At 61.8% G+C, this 15,973-nt stretch carries 16 protein-coding genes; 8 read left to right on the top strand and 8 right to left on the bottom strand.

The window, feature by feature from the left end; translation table 11 throughout:
* Nucleotides 1-17: 17 nt before the first annotated feature.
* Nucleotides 18-932 carry a LysR substrate-binding domain-containing protein gene (locus HLG70_RS08670; RefSeq protein WP_171662168.1) on the top strand — a complete coding sequence of 305 codons (915 nt, stop codon included), beginning with the start codon at nt 18-20 and terminating at the stop codon, nt 930-932.
* Between the two features lie 227 nt (nt 933-1,159).
* Nucleotides 1,160-1,900 (top strand): MBL fold metallo-hydrolase, encoded by a 741-nt coding sequence (locus HLG70_RS08665; protein WP_171662170.1) that lies wholly within the window; start codon nt 1,160-1,162, stop codon nt 1,898-1,900.
* Nucleotides 1,901-1,962: 62 nt separating this feature from the next.
* Here HLG70_RS08665 and HLG70_RS08660 read toward each other — a convergent pair whose 3' ends face one another.
* The 3 genes from HLG70_RS08660 to HLG70_RS08650 are packed head-to-tail and all read right to left on the bottom strand — an operon-like array spanning nt 1,963 to nt 4,475.
* Complete coding sequence (locus HLG70_RS08660; RefSeq protein WP_171662171.1) at nt 1,963-2,541, bottom strand: amino acid synthesis family protein; 579 nt, start codon at nt 2,539-2,541, stop codon at nt 1,963-1,965.
* Nucleotides 2,542-2,561: 20 nt separating this feature from the next.
* A complete protein-coding gene (locus tag HLG70_RS08655) occupies nt 2,562-3,530 on the bottom strand; it encodes a Bug family tripartite tricarboxylate transporter substrate binding protein (RefSeq protein ID WP_171662172.1) in 969 nt (322 codons plus the stop codon).
* Between the two features lie 36 nt (nt 3,531-3,566).
* Nucleotides 3,567-4,475 carry an NAD(P)-dependent oxidoreductase gene (locus HLG70_RS08650; protein WP_171662173.1) on the bottom strand — a complete coding sequence of 303 codons (909 nt, stop codon included), beginning with the start codon at nt 4,473-4,475 and terminating at the stop codon, nt 3,567-3,569.
* A gap of 126 nt (nt 4,476-4,601) precedes the next feature.
* On the opposite strand from HLG70_RS08650, the gene HLG70_RS08645 reads away from it, so the two are divergent.
* On the top strand, nt 4,602-5,501 hold the full coding sequence (locus HLG70_RS08645; RefSeq protein ID WP_171662174.1) for a LysR substrate-binding domain-containing protein: 900 nt from the start codon (nt 4,602-4,604) through the stop codon (nt 5,499-5,501).
* An 82-nt stretch (nt 5,502-5,583) separates the two neighbouring features.
* Here the strand turns inward: HLG70_RS08645 and HLG70_RS08640 are convergent, their stop codons facing one another.
* The gene (locus HLG70_RS08640; RefSeq protein ID WP_171662175.1) at nt 5,584-6,675 is read right to left on the bottom strand and encodes a hypothetical protein; all 1,092 of its coding nucleotides are present in this window, start codon (nt 6,673-6,675) and stop codon (nt 5,584-5,586) included.
* A gap of 224 nt (nt 6,676-6,899) precedes the next feature.
* Here HLG70_RS08640 and HLG70_RS08635 point away from each other — a divergent pair, with 224 nt between their 5' ends.
* The 3 genes from HLG70_RS08635 (at nt 6,900) to HLG70_RS08625 (ending at nt 10,080) form a co-directional block, all read left to right on the top strand.
* Complete coding sequence (locus tag HLG70_RS08635; protein ID WP_171662176.1) at nt 6,900-7,490, top strand: YSC84-related protein; 591 nt, start codon at nt 6,900-6,902, stop codon at nt 7,488-7,490.
* Nucleotides 7,491-7,836: 346 nt separating this feature from the next.
* A complete protein-coding gene (locus tag HLG70_RS08630; protein WP_171662177.1) occupies nt 7,837-8,868 on the top strand; it encodes a DUF1254 domain-containing protein in 1,032 nt (343 codons plus the stop codon).
* A 183-nt stretch (nt 8,869-9,051) separates the two neighbouring features.
* Nucleotides 9,052-10,080, top strand: a complete 1,029-nt coding sequence (locus HLG70_RS08625; protein ID WP_171662178.1) for a helix-turn-helix domain-containing protein — start codon at nt 9,052-9,054, stop codon at nt 10,078-10,080.
* 13 nt (nt 10,081-10,093) lie between these two features.
* Here HLG70_RS08625 and HLG70_RS08620 read toward each other — a convergent pair whose 3' ends face one another.
* A complete protein-coding gene (locus HLG70_RS08620) occupies nt 10,094-10,885 on the bottom strand; it encodes a hypothetical protein (protein WP_171662179.1) in 792 nt (263 codons plus the stop codon).
* 86 nt (nt 10,886-10,971) lie between these two features.
* Nucleotides 10,972-11,799, bottom strand: a complete 828-nt coding sequence (locus tag HLG70_RS08615) for an acid phosphatase (RefSeq protein WP_234103011.1) — start codon at nt 11,797-11,799, stop codon at nt 10,972-10,974.
* Between the two features lie 546 nt (nt 11,800-12,345).
* On the opposite strand from HLG70_RS08615, the gene HLG70_RS08610 reads away from it, so the two are divergent.
* A complete protein-coding gene (locus tag HLG70_RS08610) occupies nt 12,346-12,999 on the top strand; it encodes a hypothetical protein (protein ID WP_171662180.1) in 654 nt (217 codons plus the stop codon).
* Between the two features lie 187 nt (nt 13,000-13,186).
* Here the strand turns inward: HLG70_RS08610 and HLG70_RS08605 are convergent, their stop codons facing one another.
* Nucleotides 13,187-13,609 carry a hypothetical protein gene (locus HLG70_RS08605; protein WP_234103010.1) on the bottom strand — a complete coding sequence of 141 codons (423 nt, stop codon included), beginning with the start codon at nt 13,607-13,609 and terminating at the stop codon, nt 13,187-13,189.
* Nucleotides 13,610-13,624: 15 nt separating this feature from the next.
* Nucleotides 13,625-13,999, bottom strand: a complete 375-nt coding sequence (locus HLG70_RS08600; protein ID WP_171662181.1) for a glutaredoxin family protein — start codon at nt 13,997-13,999, stop codon at nt 13,625-13,627.
* A gap of 313 nt (nt 14,000-14,312) precedes the next feature.
* Between HLG70_RS08600 and HLG70_RS08595 the strand changes: the two genes are divergently transcribed.
* Nucleotides 14,313-15,842 carry a PAS domain-containing sensor histidine kinase gene (locus HLG70_RS08595; protein WP_171662182.1) on the top strand — a complete coding sequence of 510 codons (1,530 nt, stop codon included), beginning with the start codon at nt 14,313-14,315 and terminating at the stop codon, nt 15,840-15,842.
* Nucleotides 15,843-15,973 lie beyond the last annotated feature (131 nt).

The following is a 15,973-nucleotide window of genomic DNA, read 5'->3' as shown; positions in this document are numbered from 1 at the left end:
ATTCATGTATTTATAGAATGAACCCGCGTCGCCTGACTCCTTCCATGTCCTTGCTGCTGGCCTTTGAAGCCAGCGCCCGCCACCTGAGCTTCACGCGGGCGGCGACCGAACTGGCGCTGACCCAAAGCGCCGTCAGCCGGCAGGTCCAGGCACTGGAGGATCTGCTGGAAGTGCCGCTGTTCCGGCGCGAGAAGCGGCGCATCCTGCTGACCGAAGCCGGCATGGGTTATCAGAAGGAACTGGCGGCGGCCCTGCACCGCATTCGCAGTGCGTCCCTGCAGGCGATCTCGCACCGCACCGGCCGCGGCGCCTTCCACCTGGCCGCGCTGCCCACCTTCACCGCGAAGTGGCTGATGCCCCGGCTGAACCGCTTCTATGCGCGCCATCCCGGCATCCTGGTCCACCTGCATTCGCGGGTGACGCGCTTTGATCTGGATCTGGCGGGCATCGACGCCGTGATCGCCGTGGGCGACGGCGACTGGCCGGGGCTGGTTCCGCATCGGCTGATGGACGAGTACGTCATCCCCGTGATCAGCCCGGAACTGGCGGCCAGCCACCCGACCCGCAAGCCCGCCGACCTGGCCCAGCACATGCTGCTGCAAGTGGCCGCGCGTCCGGCTGTCTGGCAGCGCTGGTTCGAGGCGCACGGACTGCCCGTGCGCACGATGCGCTGGGGCGCTCAGTTTGAACTGACCACGCATCTGATCCAGGCCGTGGCGTCGGGCATCGGCATCGGCTTGCTGCCTACTTTCCTGGTGGAAGACGAACTGCGGCAGGGCGTGCTGGTGCCCGCCATCGACGAGGAATTCAGCACGGGCGCGGGGTATTTTTTCCTGGCCCCTCCGGACAAGCTGGCCACGCCGGCGGTTGCCGCCTTCAGGGACTGGCTGCTGGAAGAGAGCGCGGCGCTCGATGCGCCGGCCGGCGATTGAAGCCGCCTGGCCAGGTGAGCCTGGACTGCCGCGAGATTCCGCGGCCCTGACCGTTATGCAATTATCTGCAACATGGTAGCGATCCCGTTCTGGAAGGGGCGGGTCTCGCCGATGGCGCGAAATTTGGGTATTGGACATTACCGCCTGGACGCTCGACAATCGTCGGATATCCACCGAGGAACTGGCCGGGCTTGCGCCGCGTCAGTTGTCCAAGAAAGGAGCGCGCCATGGCGACTCTATCCCTTTCTAGCGGCACCACAATCGACGAGATCGCGGACCGCATTTATCGCATCTCCACGCCAGTCGAGATCCCTGGCGGCGGATTCTCCTTCAACCAGTATCTGATCAACGACGACGCGCCGCTGTTGTTTCATACCGGTTTGCGCAAGCTGTTTCCCGTCGTCAGTGCGGCGGTAGCGCGGATCTTGCCCATCGATCGATTGCGCTATGTCGGCTTTTCGCACTTCGAGGCCGATGAGTGCGGCGCACTCAATGAATTCCTCGCCGCCGCTCCGCACGCGGAGCCCCTTTGTGGCCGGGTCGCGGCCATGGTCTCGGTGGGTGATTTCGCCGACCGGCCGCCACGCGCAATGGATGATGACGAGATCATCCCGCTCGGGCAGCATCGCGTGCGCTGGCTTGATACGCCGCATCTGCCGCACGCATGGGAATGCGGGTTCCTCATGGAGACCGAATCGGCAACACTGCTATGCGGCGACTTGTTTACCCAAGGCGGCTCGCATAACGCAGCGCTTACCGAATGCGACATCCTTGAGCCGAGCGAGGCTTTCCGCCGCCAGATGGACTACTTCTCGCACACCAGGAACGCCCGCGCCATGCTGGAACGCCTTGCTGCATTGCAGCCGGCAACGCTTGCCTGCATGCACGGCAGCGCGTGGCGCGGCGATGGCGCGGCCCTGTTGCGCGCGCTCGCCGACAGCGTTGAACGTGACCAGGCTCTGCAATGAAGGGGCGCTTCAGGTCCGACTGATCAGCGCCACCTGTTCAGGCGGCGTTCCTTCCGGCTGCGTCAGCGCTGTCCGTCATGCACCGACACGGCTTCCTTCGTCAGCCCGCCCAGCCGGGAATGCACCCGGCCGCCGGTTCCCATCACCAGCGCGAACAGGATCTCGTTGGCGCGCGGCGCATCCTGGATGCCGATCTCGATGCTGTTGAAGTGGCTGCGCACATAGGACGCGTGGATGTAATGGACCGGGACCATGATCCGGTAGCCGGCCACGGCCACCGCCTTCACCGCCGGCACCATGGCCTTGGGTTCGCCCAGCACGGTGCGCATCGCCCAGCCGCCGGCCTCATGCCAGACAGCGCCATGCTCCATTTCGCCGTCCAGGCCGACGATGGCGGCCTTGCTGTAGACCTCGACGTTGTCCCTGCCCAGCGTGTCCACCAGCTCCGTGGCCAGCAAGGTGCCCAACCCGCGCAGTTCAGCCATGAAGGGCAGCAGATCGGGCTCGTAGCGCCCGGCGTAAGGGTTCTTGATGACGGCGCAGGACGCGGCCAGCTTCAGCGGCCGGGCCGGGGCGGGGCCGTTTTCGTGGAAGGTGGTTTCGATGATCAGGCTGCGTTTGCGGATTTCAATCAACGACATTGCGGTTCCTTGGATTGGATTCATTGCGGCGGAATGCCGGTTTCCTTGACGATGGCGGCCCACTTGTCGATCTCGGCGCCGATGAAGGCGCCGAACTCGGCGGGGCTTTGCGTCTTCACGCTGAGTCCCTGGCGGGCATAGGTTTCCTGCAGTTCGCGGTCGGCCAATGCCAGATCCAGCGACTTCGCCAGGCGGTCCACCACGGGCTGCGGCAGGTTGGCCGGGCCCATCAGGCCGAACCAGACCGTCAGGTTGAAGCCCGGCGCGCCGCTTTCGTTCAGGGTCGGAATATCGGGCGCCAGCGCAAAGCGCTCGGGTGTGCTGACGCCATAGGTCTTGACCTTGCCGGCGCGAGCCTGCTGCAAGCCATTCGCCAGATCGGTGAAGGTCAGGTCCACCGTGCCGCCGATGACGTCGGTCAACGCTTGCGGACCGCCGCGGTAAGGCACGGCCGTGACGTTGATATCGCCCATCGCGGCCAGTTTGGCGCCGAATACCTGCGCGCTGCCCGAACCATAGGCGTAAGTCAGCTTGCCGGGATGCTGGCGGCCATAGGCGAACAGCTCGCCCACGTTGGCGCCCGGCACCTTGGGCGAGCCCACCAGCAGGTAAGGCGTTTCCGCGACGGCTCCGATCGGCGCCAGGTCCTTGGCCGGGTTGTAAGGAAGGTCCTTGAACAGGCTGACGCCGCTGGCGGCGGTGGACACGCCAACCACCACCAGCGTGTAGCCATCGGGCTTGCTGCGGGCCACGTCGTGAGTGCCGATGATGCCGTTGGCGCCCGGCTTGTTTTCCACGACCACGGGCTGGCCCAGGTCAATGGCCATATGCTTGCCCAGGCTGCGCGCCACCACGTCGGTGATGCTGCCGGGCGGGAAGGGCACGACCATCCGGATCGGGTGCTCGGGATAGGGCGCCGCGAGAGTCGGTGCGGCGGCCGTCATCCCCAGGCCTAGCGCCAGGGCAATGGACGTGGCGGTTCTGTTCATGATGTTGTCTCCCGTTGGTGGGTGTAGTTATAGGTGTCAGGGGGCGTCGCGCTGCGCTTCCAGGTAGCGGTAGATTTCGGTGTTGTCCGCGGAGGCGGGCAGCGCCTGCAGTGCGCGCTGCCACAGGTCGGTGCACAAGGACAGCTGCGGGGCGGCCACGCCGACCAGTTGCTGCAGGCTGTCCGCGGTGCGCAGGTCCTTGGCCATCAGCGACAGCGCGAAGCCGCCGTTGAAGGTGCGCGGCACGATGAACTGGGCCAGTTTGGTTTCGGTGGCGACATTGCGGCCGCTCGACGCGTTGAGTACCTGCGTGAAGACGCCAAGGTCCAGGCCCATGCCTTGCGCGATCAGCATCGCCTCGCTGGCGGCAAGCAGCCCGGCGGCGTAGACGTAGTTGTTCAGCGCCTTCATGGCATGCGCCGAGCCCACCGCGCCCGTATGGATCAGCGCCGCGCCCATGCACGACAGGATCGGCCGCACGCGCTCCAGGTCGGCCGCGGCGCCGCCGGCCATGATGGCCAGCGTGCCGTTGGCGGCCTTGGCCACGGCGCCCGAAACCGGCGCATCGATCAGGGTGATGCCCGCCTCGTGCAGCAACGGCGCCAGGCGCAGCGTATCGGCCGGGTTGGACGAGCCCATGTCGATCAGCGTCGCGCCGCGCGCGAGCAGCGCCGCCAGGCCGGGGCCGTCGGCGCCCCCCTCGATCACGGCGTTGGTGATGGCGCTGTTGGGCAGCATCGTGATGATCACCGCGCAATCGGCCAGATCGGCCAGTGTGTCCGCCGCGTGCAGCGTGAGGCCCCAGGCGGGATGCGTCTTCAGGCGATCCAGCCGCCGCGGGTCGCGGTCATGGGCCCGGATACTGATCCCTTCCGCGCCGGCCAGGTTTTCAAGCATCGGCAGGCCCATCATTCCCAGGCCGACGAATCCCAGCTTCAACATCATGCAGTTCCTTTATCGAAACGACCGGATATACGTCCGGCGACGACTGTGGATGCTACCGATGCGGCGAGAGTTTCTCTTATGCTAAGTTGGCCCGGGGTTATAACAATTGATTATCGGATTAAGGCCATGCGGTTCAAGCTGAGACAGATGGAAGTGTTCCGGGCGGTGATGCTGACGGGATCCATGAACGGAGCGGCCAAGCTGCTGTTCGTGTCGCAGCCGGCCGTCAGCCGGCTGATCGCGCACACCGAACAAAGCCTGGGCCTGCAATTGTTCGACCGCGACAAGGGCAAGCTCACGCCCACGCAGGAAGCCCATCGCCTGTTCGAGGAAGTGGGGCCGCTGTTTGAAGAAGCGCTGCGCATCGACGAATTCGCCCGCGATCTGGCGGCCCGGCCGGAAGGCGCGCTGACCCTGTGTTCCAGCCCCAGCCTGGCGCTGAACTTTCTGCCTCCCGTGGTGGCCGGCTACCTGGAACGCTACCCGAATGTGCGCGTGAAATACCACACCACCTTGCTGGCGGACATGGCGCACGAACTGCTGGGGCGCAAGGCCGAACTGGCGGTCTCGGTGCTGCCCATCGACCATCCCAACCTCATCGTCGAGCCCTTCGCCACCGGCGAGATGGTCTGCATCCTGCCGGCGGGGCACCCGCTGACGGCGCAGGCCGACGTCGGGCTGGCCGAACTGGCCGCCTGCCGGCTGGTGCTGTACAGCCGCAACATTCCCTTTGGCCAGCTGGTCGCGGCGGCGTTCCAGCGCGCGGGCGTCTCGTGGAACGCATCGGTGGACATCGTGCGGGCCGAACTGGCTTGCGCTTTGGTGCGCGCCGGGGTGGGCGTGGCCATCGTCGACCAGTTCTCGGTCGAAGGGGCGGGGTGGCCGGGCGTGGTGGTGCGGCCGCTGCGTGAATCGATTCCGCTGGCGCTGAGCCTGGTGCGGTCCCGTTTCGATACGCCCAGCCGGCACGTGCAGCGCTTTATCCGGGTGCTGAAAGAACGCGCGCGCGAGCTCGCGCCGGGGTGATGGCCGGTGTTGGCCGGGCCTGGCCTTCCGTCAGGGCGCCAGCGCCTTCTTCATGGACGGCGCGGGATGCTGCGCTGTTCGGCTACCAGTCGAGGACGATAGAAACCGGCTTGTGGTCACTCGGTCGGTTGTCGCGTGAAGCATCCGGGTCGCCCACGACTCCCATCTGCCAAGCCGCTTCTTCGACCTGACAGCTGCCGGTCTTGACTTTGTAGGCGCCAAGTCCACTCCAGATCGCCGGGGACACGACCATGTGGTCGATGAGTTCCGCGACCACTTTTCCATTCTGGAGAGGGTCGGCGAAGCGGGTCGTACTGGCTGAAGACAGTACAGCGGGTTCCATTGCGTGCTTGAAGTAGGTGTTCGGGTCCAGAAACGAACCGACGAGTTCATCGAGGATGCTCTTGACCAGGAATTCGTTTTCCATGAGATCCTTGAATGGACCGTCATTGAAGTCTCCGGCCACCATGACGCTGGCTTGCTCCGGACCGACGGACACGATCGCAGTAATGACTTCTCGCAGACGCGCAACTTCCGCCGACAGCTTTTGCCGACTGCTGAGAGCGTCCAGTACCGGCTCGGGGTTGGTGCCACGGTTTTCCCATTGTTTTCTGGTCTTTAGCAGGGAAAATTTTGACTTGGTATGAAGCCCGCCCAAGATAAGGTCCTGACCCGGCGCAAGCTTCGCGCGCAACAGCAAAGGGTATCTTGCAAGGCTGTGCTGCCTGCGGTCTTCTGGCGCGATCTTTCCCCAAGGATAGTAGGGGACATTTCTCCAGAGCTTCTGCGGCGTCTTTCCGCTTGGCAACCAAGGCTTCACCTGGCTCGACAAGCTCTTTCTGACGAGGCCGTGAACGGCTTGGTCAGCACGGTTAGACCGATATACGGTGTACTCATCGTTCAGGAACCGCCGAACGAACAGTTTCATCTGTTCTTGCAGCGGCGGTCCCTCCTCGACAAACAGCACGTCTGGGTCAATGGCCTGAATTCCTGAAGCGATACGTTCGCAAAGACCGTGGACGTCTGCAATGGGGCTGAGCTTGATGCTGCCCGCATCCTTGCCGGGGAACGAGGATGGAATGACGCGGTCCGCCAGCCAGTCGGCATCTCGTCGTGCACCGAAAAAAGAGGTCATCCACTCCAAGTTGTACGTGCAGACTTTGAGTTGGCTCATGATGTGTCTTCCCGGTGTCGATGGCGTCGCCTGTTATTTATTGGCGCCGCACCGAGAGCTTATTCCCTTCCACGCCTGTTGGACACCTTTTTCCAGGTGTGTGCAGCAGCGTGTCACGTCGCATGTAGAAAGCACGGTGAGGTCCTCTTGACAAGCACCGCCCCGGTCCGAATACTCCATGCGCGCCGATGTATGGGGGCGTACAACCAAACCTGAGGTCTCTCATGTTCATCGTAAGTCGCAAGCACCTGGAGTGTGTTCGAAGCCGACTGGCTCGTTGTTTGCGTGCGGCGTTGCTGGTGTCGGCCTGCGTGCTGGGCCTGTCTGGCGCGGCGCTGGCAGACAGTGCGCACACGGTCCGCAGTGATTCCGCAAGCGCCTTGCAGCATCTTTACGCTGTCGAACCGAGCACGAAAGAACTGGGCGAGAAAGCGGTAGCCGTGTTGGTCTTTCCCAAGATCTACAAGGCCGGCTTCCTGGTCGGTGGCGAGCACGGGCAGGGCACCTTGTTCAAGGGCAAAGAGGCCATCGGTTATTACGACATCTCCGCCGTGTCACTGGGTCTTCAGGCCGGCGCCCAGACCTTTGGTTATGCGCTTTTCTTCATGAATCACAAGTCGCTGAACTATCTTGAACAAAGCGATGGCTGGGCGCTGGGCAGCGGCCCCAGCCTGGTCCTCTGGGATAAAGCCACCGCCTCCAGTGTGTCCACCACCACCTTGTCGCAGGACGTCTTCGCCGTGCCTTTCGGCGCCCAGGGCTTGATGGCGGGCATGGGCCTTGAAGGTTCCAAGATCACCCGCATCAAGCCCTGAAGCTCTGCGGAATATCGCTCGATGTGACGGCCTGAGCCGGCCAGTCTGCGCCATCTTCGCGGCGATCGTCGGAACCAGGCAGCGCCCGCCCAATTGGCGGGCGCTTTCGATTGCGGGGCCGCAATGTCTCATTGTTGATGCCGATTCGTCTCAGCTCGACGAACTTTGCGCTTGCTCCCGAGGACCGCGGTGTACAGTCGCCAGCGATTTCACATACAAGATGCCTTGGACGGAACCAGTTTCCGAGGATGGAGCGGCCAGCGAGCTGGTGTAACGCGCGACCCATGCACGAGAAAAATCCGAAGCCAGGCAGTGGAATACGTTTTCACATGATCAAGAGGCTTAAATGTCATATTCATCCGCGTCCTGCATCGTCGCCCTGACGTTGGCGGCTTCCGGGAGCGCGTACGCTCTGCCTCCTTCTGATGCGGCGATACCTGTTGGTGTCGATAATTTTGTCCGTGCCGAGTCCGATCTCTACATGGGAAAAGCGGTAGCGGATGGGAGCTTTGGAAAGTTTGTCCATAGCCGCGAACCCACTCGCATCGATGCCCAGAACGTCATCCGGATGAATCGGGACACGCTCTACTCGGAAGCCGTGTTCGATCTCGATGCGGGTCCCGTCACGATCAAGTTGCCAGAGGCCGGCAAGAGATTCATGTCGATGCAAGTGGTCAGCGGAGAACACTTTGTGCCGGCCGTCTTCTACGGAGCCGGCCAGCACACGCTGACGAAGGAGAACGTCGGCACACGCTATGTATTCGTCGCTATCCGCACGCTCGTCGATCCCGCGGATCCCAAAGACCTTGAACAGGTGCATGCGCTGCAGGACGCCATCAAGGTCAGCCAGGCGGGGGCAGGGGAATTCGTAGTGCAGAAGTGGGATCAAGCGAGCCAGAAGAAGCTGCGGGATGCCTTGCTTGTTCTTGGTTCGACGATTCCCAACTACAACCACGCCTTTGGCCCGAAGGGCGGGGTCGACCCCATCGAGCACCTGATCGGAACTGCGACGGGATGGGGCGGAAATCCGAGCAAGGACGCGACCTACCTCAGCGGGGCGATTCCGAAGAACGATGGGAAAACCATCTATCGGCTCAATGTCAAAACCGTGCCGGTCAACAGCTTCTGGTCTGTGAGCGTCTACAACGCCGACGGCTATTTTCAGAAGAATCCGTTCGATGCCTATTCCTTGAACAGTCTCACTGCCAAGAAAAGCGACGATGGTTCGATTGCCATCCAGTTCGGTGGCTGCGACGGAAAGATCGCCAATTGTCTGCCTACGATGCCCGGCTGGAACTATACGGTCCGGCTTTATCAGCCGCGCGAAGAAATCCTGAATGGCCAATGGAGCTTTCCGCAGCCGGAGCCCAAACTGTAGTGGCGGCCGGCGGCCGGCGGCCTGGGCATTGCCCGGGCCGATCCAGACCCGGCACTTGAGTACCTCGTACACGGGTACACTTCCGGCCAGGGCACCGCCTTGAATACCGGTCTTGGCGCATCAGGATGGAACGCGGCCCACCTGCCCGGCGATGGGGCTTGCGACTCAAGGTAAGACGTCAACATGACTGGCTCGGAAACGTTCATTTCCACCGACGCAATAGAGCATTCGCAGCGTGACGAATACTGGCGCGAGGTCACGCGCCCGTTCTGCGATACGACGCTCGATTCGACGGACGACGCGGCAACGCTGGAAGGAACCATGCGAATCCGCCATCTTGGCGGCATGACGCTGGGTTCGACAAGCTTCAACGCCCAGCGCTACAAGCGGGACCAGGCCACCATCGCCCGCAGCGGGCTGGACCACTACCTTGTTCACGTCCTGGTTGCTGGCTCCATCCATGGCGACTTTGACGGCCGCGACGTCGTGGCGGCTCCGGGTGGCATATGCATCATCGATCTGGCCCGGCCCTACGAATGCAAGGTGGATGCGGGTGAACGAGTAGCCACGACCATTCCTCGCGCGGGAATCGACAAGTTGCTGGGCGCCCGCGATATTCACGGGTTTGTGCTGCAGGCCGGGAATCCCATGGCGAGCCTGCTGGCGGACTATCTTTGCGGCTTCCACTCGGTTTCGGGACAACTGTCCGCAAGCGAAGACGTCGCGGCGCAGGACGCCCTTGTTACCCTGCTTTCAGCGGGTCTGTCGAACGCGGCACCGATTCAGGATGAGCCCAAGTCCGTGCTGGGTCAGGCTTTGCGCGCGCGTGTCCTGGCCTACATTGATCATCACCTCGCGGAGCCCGAGCTGGGTCCGGATCTGCTCGTGCAACGATTCAGGGTCTCAAGGGCCCATTTGTATCGCGTCTTCTCCGACCTCGGCGGAGTCGCCCACGTAATCAAGAGCAAGCGCCTGGAAGCGGTCTACGCCCGCATCGTCGATCCTCGGGGTTCGACGCGCCCGGTGAAGCAAATCGCCGCTGATTTCGGCTTTCGGGACATGGGACGATTTCGCAAGCTGTTTATCTCGCGCTTTGGCGTGGCGCCTGACGAAGCCAGCGAGTGGGGCCGCAACGCCTCGTCGCCGGCCGACAGCAACAATTTGCTATCCAGCCATTTTTCCGCGCACAGTCATTTTCCGCAGACGGTGTAAGCCGCCAGGTACTTCAGAACTGGTAGGCAAGCCCCACGATCGGCCCCTGCTGAATGACGTCGTAAACAAAGCCGTTCCGATTGAAATTGACGCCAAGCGCCCGGTAGCCGAGCACCAACGAAAGATCGGACTTGAACTGATAGCCAATCGCTGCGGTAGCGTCCCAGTCAAGCTTGGCCTCTCCTGCGCCGATCACCCCCCAGCCGGTCAGATACCAGTGTTCGCTCAAGGCGTATTGACCGCGCAGACCGGCCACCGCATCTATCCACGTTGCGCTGTCGCTTCGGCTTTTCCCGTCGAGCGCTCCGCCTTTCAAGGCAATTTTGGTGCTTGCGCGCCAGAGCCGTCCGCCGCCGATCACGTCGAGGTGACCCCTGTCGCTTTCAAGCACGCTGTATCCCGCGCCAAAAAATCCGGAGAAAGACTCGGAAGTCATTTCGACTCTTCGACTGAGTATGCCGTGCCGGGTATTTCCGCCGGCCGAGAGTTGGCTATACATGACGTCTCCCAGCAGGCTGAATCGCTTGTATCGCGCCTCGACTGCCCCCATGAAGGCCAGGTCAAGCTCGTTGACGATGTCGCTGAAACTGGAGTCTAGCCTGGCCGGCTGCTGCCCGAACTGTCCGACCTTTCCACTGATGCCAGAGGCCCAGGCATAGGGACTTGCGCTGACACGCCATGCTTCGGAATTGCCGGATTCGTTCTTCAGAAGAGGGCTGATCGGCAGCTTGCTGTCAGCGTATGCCGAGTTGCATGCCCCGAGCAGCATGCTCAATAAGACCAGCGGGGTGGAGAAGAGTTTCATGGGTTCTTGGTGTTGCGGCGTCTACGAAATAGGTGAGAGGGCTGGTGACGTTCTCTCTATAGGTGAGAGGGCTGGTGACGTTCTCTCTACCTGGAAAACGCTGCCACCTCCGCGCCGCAGTCCATGCCTGGGGCAGGGCTCTTTGCCTTGGCTGCCAGCACTTCTTTGCGTGCGGCGTCCAAATCGGCTCGAAACTCGGCATAGTTCTGCAACAGGGCCACGGTCGCCGCGCCCATAATGCGGCCGGCATCCACATCACTTTGCCAATGCGCGTTGCAGACGACCCGGCTCTGTCCAAACTCCAGGCCGCGCTTGAACAGCGTGTTGGCCCGATCGGGGTTGATCTCGGCCAGGATCAGCGCCCAGGCCCAGCCAGCCGCGGTGTGACCCGACGGGTATGAGCCATCATTGCGCAGCAAGGACTCTTGCTCCGGGAAACATGTCCCTTCGTTGTGGACGACGAACGGGCGGACACGGTTATAGGTGTTCTTGACACCGTAAGTGGACAAGCCGGCATCGGTGAGCACCTTCTGCATCAAACGATACAGGTGAGGAGTCTGCGCCTCGGTGATATCAATGCCCATTGCGCACGAGAAATTCCTGGCGGGCTGTGGAAACTGCAAGTCGGCATCCAGACGCGCCTGGCTTGCGCGCGCGGAGCCGCGCAAGGGGACCGTTGCATTCCTGGCCTCTTCGTCGCGCGCGTATGCCGCGCTGGCCGGGCCGGGAGGGGGGCCAAGCAGGTCGAGACTGTTGGGCAACTTCTCTTTGGGGATATAGCCGGGCGCCAGCTGGAAGTGCGGATCCGTGACTGCCGGGTCTGCAGCCTTGTCTGCCGCGTATGACATCGCGTGGGTCATGCCGATGAGAACAAGAGAAACGCGGGCTGCCTTACTGCGAATTTTTGAATGCATGTACGATCTTTACCGTCAGTCGAATTGCTGGACGTTCCACCCCCAGGCACTGCCCATCCCAAGGTGCCTTGTGGGTGAAATCGTGGGCGAATTTACACTGCGGCCATCGAGGGAAAGCGTGAAGATCGTTGAGATGAGACGGATCGGCATCACTAATGAGACATTGCGGCGCCGAGCGCTGCGGCGTCCATGGGTCGAGAGGCTTGGTCGAGCGATTTTCGACCTGAAATGGGTGATGCTCCGCCAGTACCCGCACGCTACCGCAATCTACATTCTGGTTGCATGCCAACTTCAAAGAACCAAATTTCACGCCGAATGAACTTTGGCACCAGGGTTGGCTACAGGGCTCACGCTGAGTCCAGGCATCAGATATTGCACTAATCACTCGCTGGCAGCAGCAGGTATCCAATGTTGAGTGCAAATCGTTAACGAGATCTTGGGTTTATCAGACTACAAATGCGCTAGCCAGACACTGAAAAATTGTAGTCTGAAAAATTATCCAGACGCCTTATCTCCACAGCACAAAATAAGATCAGAGTGATTCCGATGAAGAAGAACGTCGTATGGCACATCGTCCGCTTGTGTCTGTTGCCCGCAGTCGTTTTTTCGCCTGGCGCCCTTGCGGACTGCATGAACGATTTTGAGCGTGACAACGCCTATAAGCCTTCTGCTGGGGCCTATCGCATGCATGAACGCCAGCTGCCTTTGACGCTGCTGAACGGTGAGTGGCTGCCATCATTCAAGCAGGAAACCATAAATTTAATCTATGAAGTGGTGCCGCCCAATGCCGTGCGCATCATCTCTGATGCTCCCTTTGGCAAGGTGGGCGTGATTGTGATCAACGACAAGGGATGGGTTCGGACTGGCAAGGATAAAACTTGGGAACCACTGGATGCCGCCTCAAGCAAGGACGCGATCGACAAGGCGTTGACGTCATATTTGAATTCCGACGACTTGAGGGGTATGACCTGTTCAAAAGAAGAGCGAGATGGGCGGTCAATGCGGGTCTATCGCTATAACGTACCAAATCCAGTATTTAGCATTCTCCGTGAGGCGGTAACAGCCTATTTTGATGATCGGACAGGTTTGTTTGTGAATGCTGAGATCGAAGGCGGCACCGAAAGACAAAAAACCATCACCACGCTCGATATTGCATTTGATAACACTATAAAAATTCAACCCCCCGGGGCCGTGGACTAAACGCGGGCCGGTGTAAAAATGTGAAGCAGTGTTGGCGCAGTGGCTCGACCGGCGCACCGGTGGCGATCAGTCGGTGCTGATGATCTCTGGCCCGAGCCATGGCAGCTATGCCGAAGAGATCAGGCTGATCCTTCCCCGCGAACGGGGCTAGTTGCTGCCTGTACCCATGCTGCCCGCCGATGGGTGGTCAGTGCGGCTTCCAGTTCAAGCCGTCGGTCGAACGATACTCCGGGCGGCCGGTGCAGCAACCGCCTGCGCCGAGCGCCTGGCGTCCGATGAACGCGGTCACAAAGCCTTTGCCTTCGGTGAGCGACTGGCGGATGCAGGTGGTGGGCAGCAGATAGGGCTCGCCTTCCAGTACCAGTGTCCAGCTCACGTTCTCGCCTTCGGCGGCCTCGACTCTGTACACCTTGCAGTTGTTGACCAGCAAGTGAACAGGCTTTCCCGCCAGCGTGCCTTTGAACTGTTGTTCAGGAGGCGTTTCGCGTGTTGCGATCGTCTCGGCGGTGAGCTTGGAGCCGGCCGGCGGCGGGGGCAGCGCGGGGTCGCAGCCCGCCAGCACGCCGCAAGCGGATAGCGTCATGGCGTAGCGGCGGACCAGAGGCGTCACGTCCGGGAGTCCGGGTCAGGCGACGTTGGCGAAGCGCTGTTCAAGGTAGGCAATGATGTCGCTGGATTCGTACATCCAGCGCGTGCCGCCTGCTTCCTCGATGCGCAGGCAGGGCACCTTCACCTTGCCTCCTCCGGACTGCAGTTGTTCGCGCGCCTGCGGATCGCCCTTGGCGTCATGCAGCGTGATCGGCACGTTCAGCCGATGGATGGCGCGCCGCGTCTTGACGCAGAACGGGCAGGCGTGGAATTGGTAGAGCGAGAGCGCGGCCGCTTCCGTGTTGACGGCGGCCTGGCCTTGCGGCGAGCGCCGCTGCGGGCGCGGGCGGGTAAGCGCGTCGCCAAGAACAATCATTTGACCCAGACCGACACGCAGAGCTTTAACAAACATGGATACAGACTCGAAACGCAAAGAGAGGCGGTCAGTCTACCCGCTGTGGCGTTTCCCCGCTGAAAAGCAGGGGCGGCGGGCAGCCCAGTGATTGATTCATCCAGGTATTCCCATTTGGCCTGCCGGGCTGGCGTGTTCCGAGTGAAATTTATCAGTGATCGTAAGTTTTCCATATAAGTGAACGAAGGAAGTCCTTCACGGCGTCGCGGCGGGGGAGTGCGCGCCGCAGGCTCGCTCGCTGCATCCAGGCACGGTATTTGCTGGCGCCGCGCAAAGCCGCAGCCGAACGATTTCAGCCTTGCGCGAGGCGCACATGAACCCAGAATTCCCCTCGGACGACCCCTACCGGCTCCTGGTGGATGCCGTGATGGACTACGCCATCTATCTGCTGGACGTCAATGGAATGGTCAGCAGCTGGAACCCGGGGGCCGAGCGATTCAAGGGGTACCGGGCGGACGAGATCATCGGCCAGCATTTTTCTGTTTTCTACACAGAAGAAGACCGGGCCGCCGGGATCCCCCGAATAGCGTTGGAGACGGCCACGCGCGAAGGACGGTTCGAGGCGGAAGGGTGGCGGGTGCGCAAGGACGGGAGCCGGTTCTGGTGCAGCGTTGTCATCGACCCGGTCCACGACGATCACGGCCGGCTGGTCGGATTTGCAAAGATCACCCGGGACATCACGGAACAGAAGCTGCGCCGGGAGGAGCTTCAGGCTGCCCGCGACTCCATGCATCAGGCGCAACGGATGGAAGCCATAGGCCGCCTGACCGGGGGCGTCGCGCATGACTTCAATAACTTCCTGACCGCGATAAGGTTTTCCGCCGAATTCCTGAAGAGGTCGCCCGACCTGCCCGCATCGCTGATGCGTTATGTGGCCATCACCATTGAAACGACTGAGCGGGCGGCGCAACTCACCCGGCAGCTGCTGGCCTACGCGAAAAAGCAACCGCTGCAGCCGCACGTGTTCGACGTGCGTGAGAGCCTGTCGTCGCTCAGACAGCTTTTCGAGGCTTCTATCGGTTCGTCCATCGCGCTCACCTACGAGCTGGGGCCAGGCGATTGCACGATATTCGCCGATCCCGGCCAGCTTGAATCCGCACTGCTCAATCTTGTCATCAATGCGCGGGATGCGATGCCCGCCGGGGGAAAGCTGACGATATCGGCGCGGCATGTCGACAGAGCCCCCTCCGTGAGCGGCGCGTCCAGCCTGCACGGCCCCCACGTGGCGCTGTCGGTCCAGGATACCGGGCTTGGGATAGCCCAGGACATGGTCGCGCATGTCTTCGAACCGTTCTTTTCCACCAAGGCGAAGCACGAGAATTCCGGCTTGGGGCTCAGCCAGGTCCAGGGCTTCGTGCGGCAGTCGGGCGGTGACGTCGAGGTGCAAAGCGCCGTGGGGCAGGGCACGACATTCACGCTGTATCTTCCGGCCGCGGAGACGCCAAATAATGTAATGGTGGCGGCCGGAGGTGATTCCACCGCCGAAATCAGCGCGCACAACGATATCCTTCTGGTGGAAGACAATCGGATGGTGGGTGAAGTCGTATCCACCTTGCTGACGGGTCTTGGCCAGAATCTGACCTGGGCGGTCGACGCGGAAAGCGCCTTTCGCATGTTGCAGGAGAAGGGTGGGCGATTCGATATCGCCATCCTGGATGTCGTTCTTCCAGGAATGAACGGCGTGGAACTGGCGCACAAGATCAGGGCGCAGTGGCCGTATATACGGATCGTCCTGGCCACGGGCTATAGCGAAGCCCTGGCGGGCAAAGACGCCTTTGCATTCCAGGTGATGCAAAAGCCATATTCCGTCGAGGCGCTGGCCAGGCTATTGGTCGAGGACTAGCCTGTGACCGGGCTGCGCTATCGCGCCGCCACGATCACATGCGCCAGGATCTTGCCGGCCACGGGACCGTCGCCATGGCGGCGGGCAATCGCTTCCGCGGCGCGGTCCGTGGCAAGCATGAAGCATGCTGG

Source organism: Achromobacter deleyi (assembly GCF_013116765.2).
Lineage (GTDB): Bacteria > Pseudomonadota > Gammaproteobacteria > Burkholderiales > Burkholderiaceae_B > Achromobacter > Achromobacter deleyi_A.
The sequence above is the reverse complement of the archived record's forward strand: the minus strand, read 5'-3'. Positions and strand labels throughout refer to the sequence as shown.

Bases quoted from the DNA above. Each gene is read 5' to 3' on its own strand.
- HLG70_RS08670 (WP_171662168.1), top strand. From the start codon at position 18: ATGAACCCGCGTCGCCTGACTCCTTCCATGTCCTTGCTGCTGGCCTTT.
- HLG70_RS08665 (WP_171662170.1), top strand. From the start codon at position 1,160: ATGGCGACTCTATCCCTTTCTAGCGGCACCACAATCGACGAGATCGCG.
- HLG70_RS08660 (WP_171662171.1), bottom strand. From the start codon at position 2,541: ATGTCGTTGATTGAAATCCGCAAACGCAGCCTGATCATCGAAACCACC.
- HLG70_RS08655 (WP_171662172.1), bottom strand. From the start codon at position 3,530: ATGAACAGAACCGCCACGTCCATTGCCCTGGCGCTAGGCCTGGGGATG.
- HLG70_RS08650 (WP_171662173.1), bottom strand. From the start codon at position 4,475: ATGATGTTGAAGCTGGGATTCGTCGGCCTGGGAATGATGGGCCTGCCG.
- HLG70_RS08645 (WP_171662174.1), top strand. From the start codon at position 4,602: ATGCGGTTCAAGCTGAGACAGATGGAAGTGTTCCGGGCGGTGATGCTG.
- HLG70_RS08640 (WP_171662175.1), bottom strand. From the start codon at position 6,675: ATGAGCCAACTCAAAGTCTGCACGTACAACTTGGAGTGGATGACCTCT.
- HLG70_RS08635 (WP_171662176.1), top strand. From the start codon at position 6,900: ATGTTCATCGTAAGTCGCAAGCACCTGGAGTGTGTTCGAAGCCGACTG.
- HLG70_RS08630 (WP_171662177.1), top strand. From the start codon at position 7,837: ATGTCATATTCATCCGCGTCCTGCATCGTCGCCCTGACGTTGGCGGCT.
- HLG70_RS08625 (WP_171662178.1), top strand. From the start codon at position 9,052: ATGACTGGCTCGGAAACGTTCATTTCCACCGACGCAATAGAGCATTCG.
- HLG70_RS08620 (WP_171662179.1), bottom strand. From the start codon at position 10,885: ATGAAACTCTTCTCCACCCCGCTGGTCTTATTGAGCATGCTGCTCGGG.
- HLG70_RS08615 (WP_234103011.1), bottom strand. From the start codon at position 11,799: ATGCATTCAAAAATTCGCAGTAAGGCAGCCCGCGTTTCTCTTGTTCTC.
- HLG70_RS08610 (WP_171662180.1), top strand. From the start codon at position 12,346: ATGAAGAAGAACGTCGTATGGCACATCGTCCGCTTGTGTCTGTTGCCC.
- HLG70_RS08600 (WP_171662181.1), bottom strand. From the start codon at position 13,999: ATGTTTGTTAAAGCTCTGCGTGTCGGTCTGGGTCAAATGATTGTTCTT.
- HLG70_RS08595 (WP_171662182.1), top strand. From the start codon at position 14,313: ATGAACCCAGAATTCCCCTCGGACGACCCCTACCGGCTCCTGGTGGAT.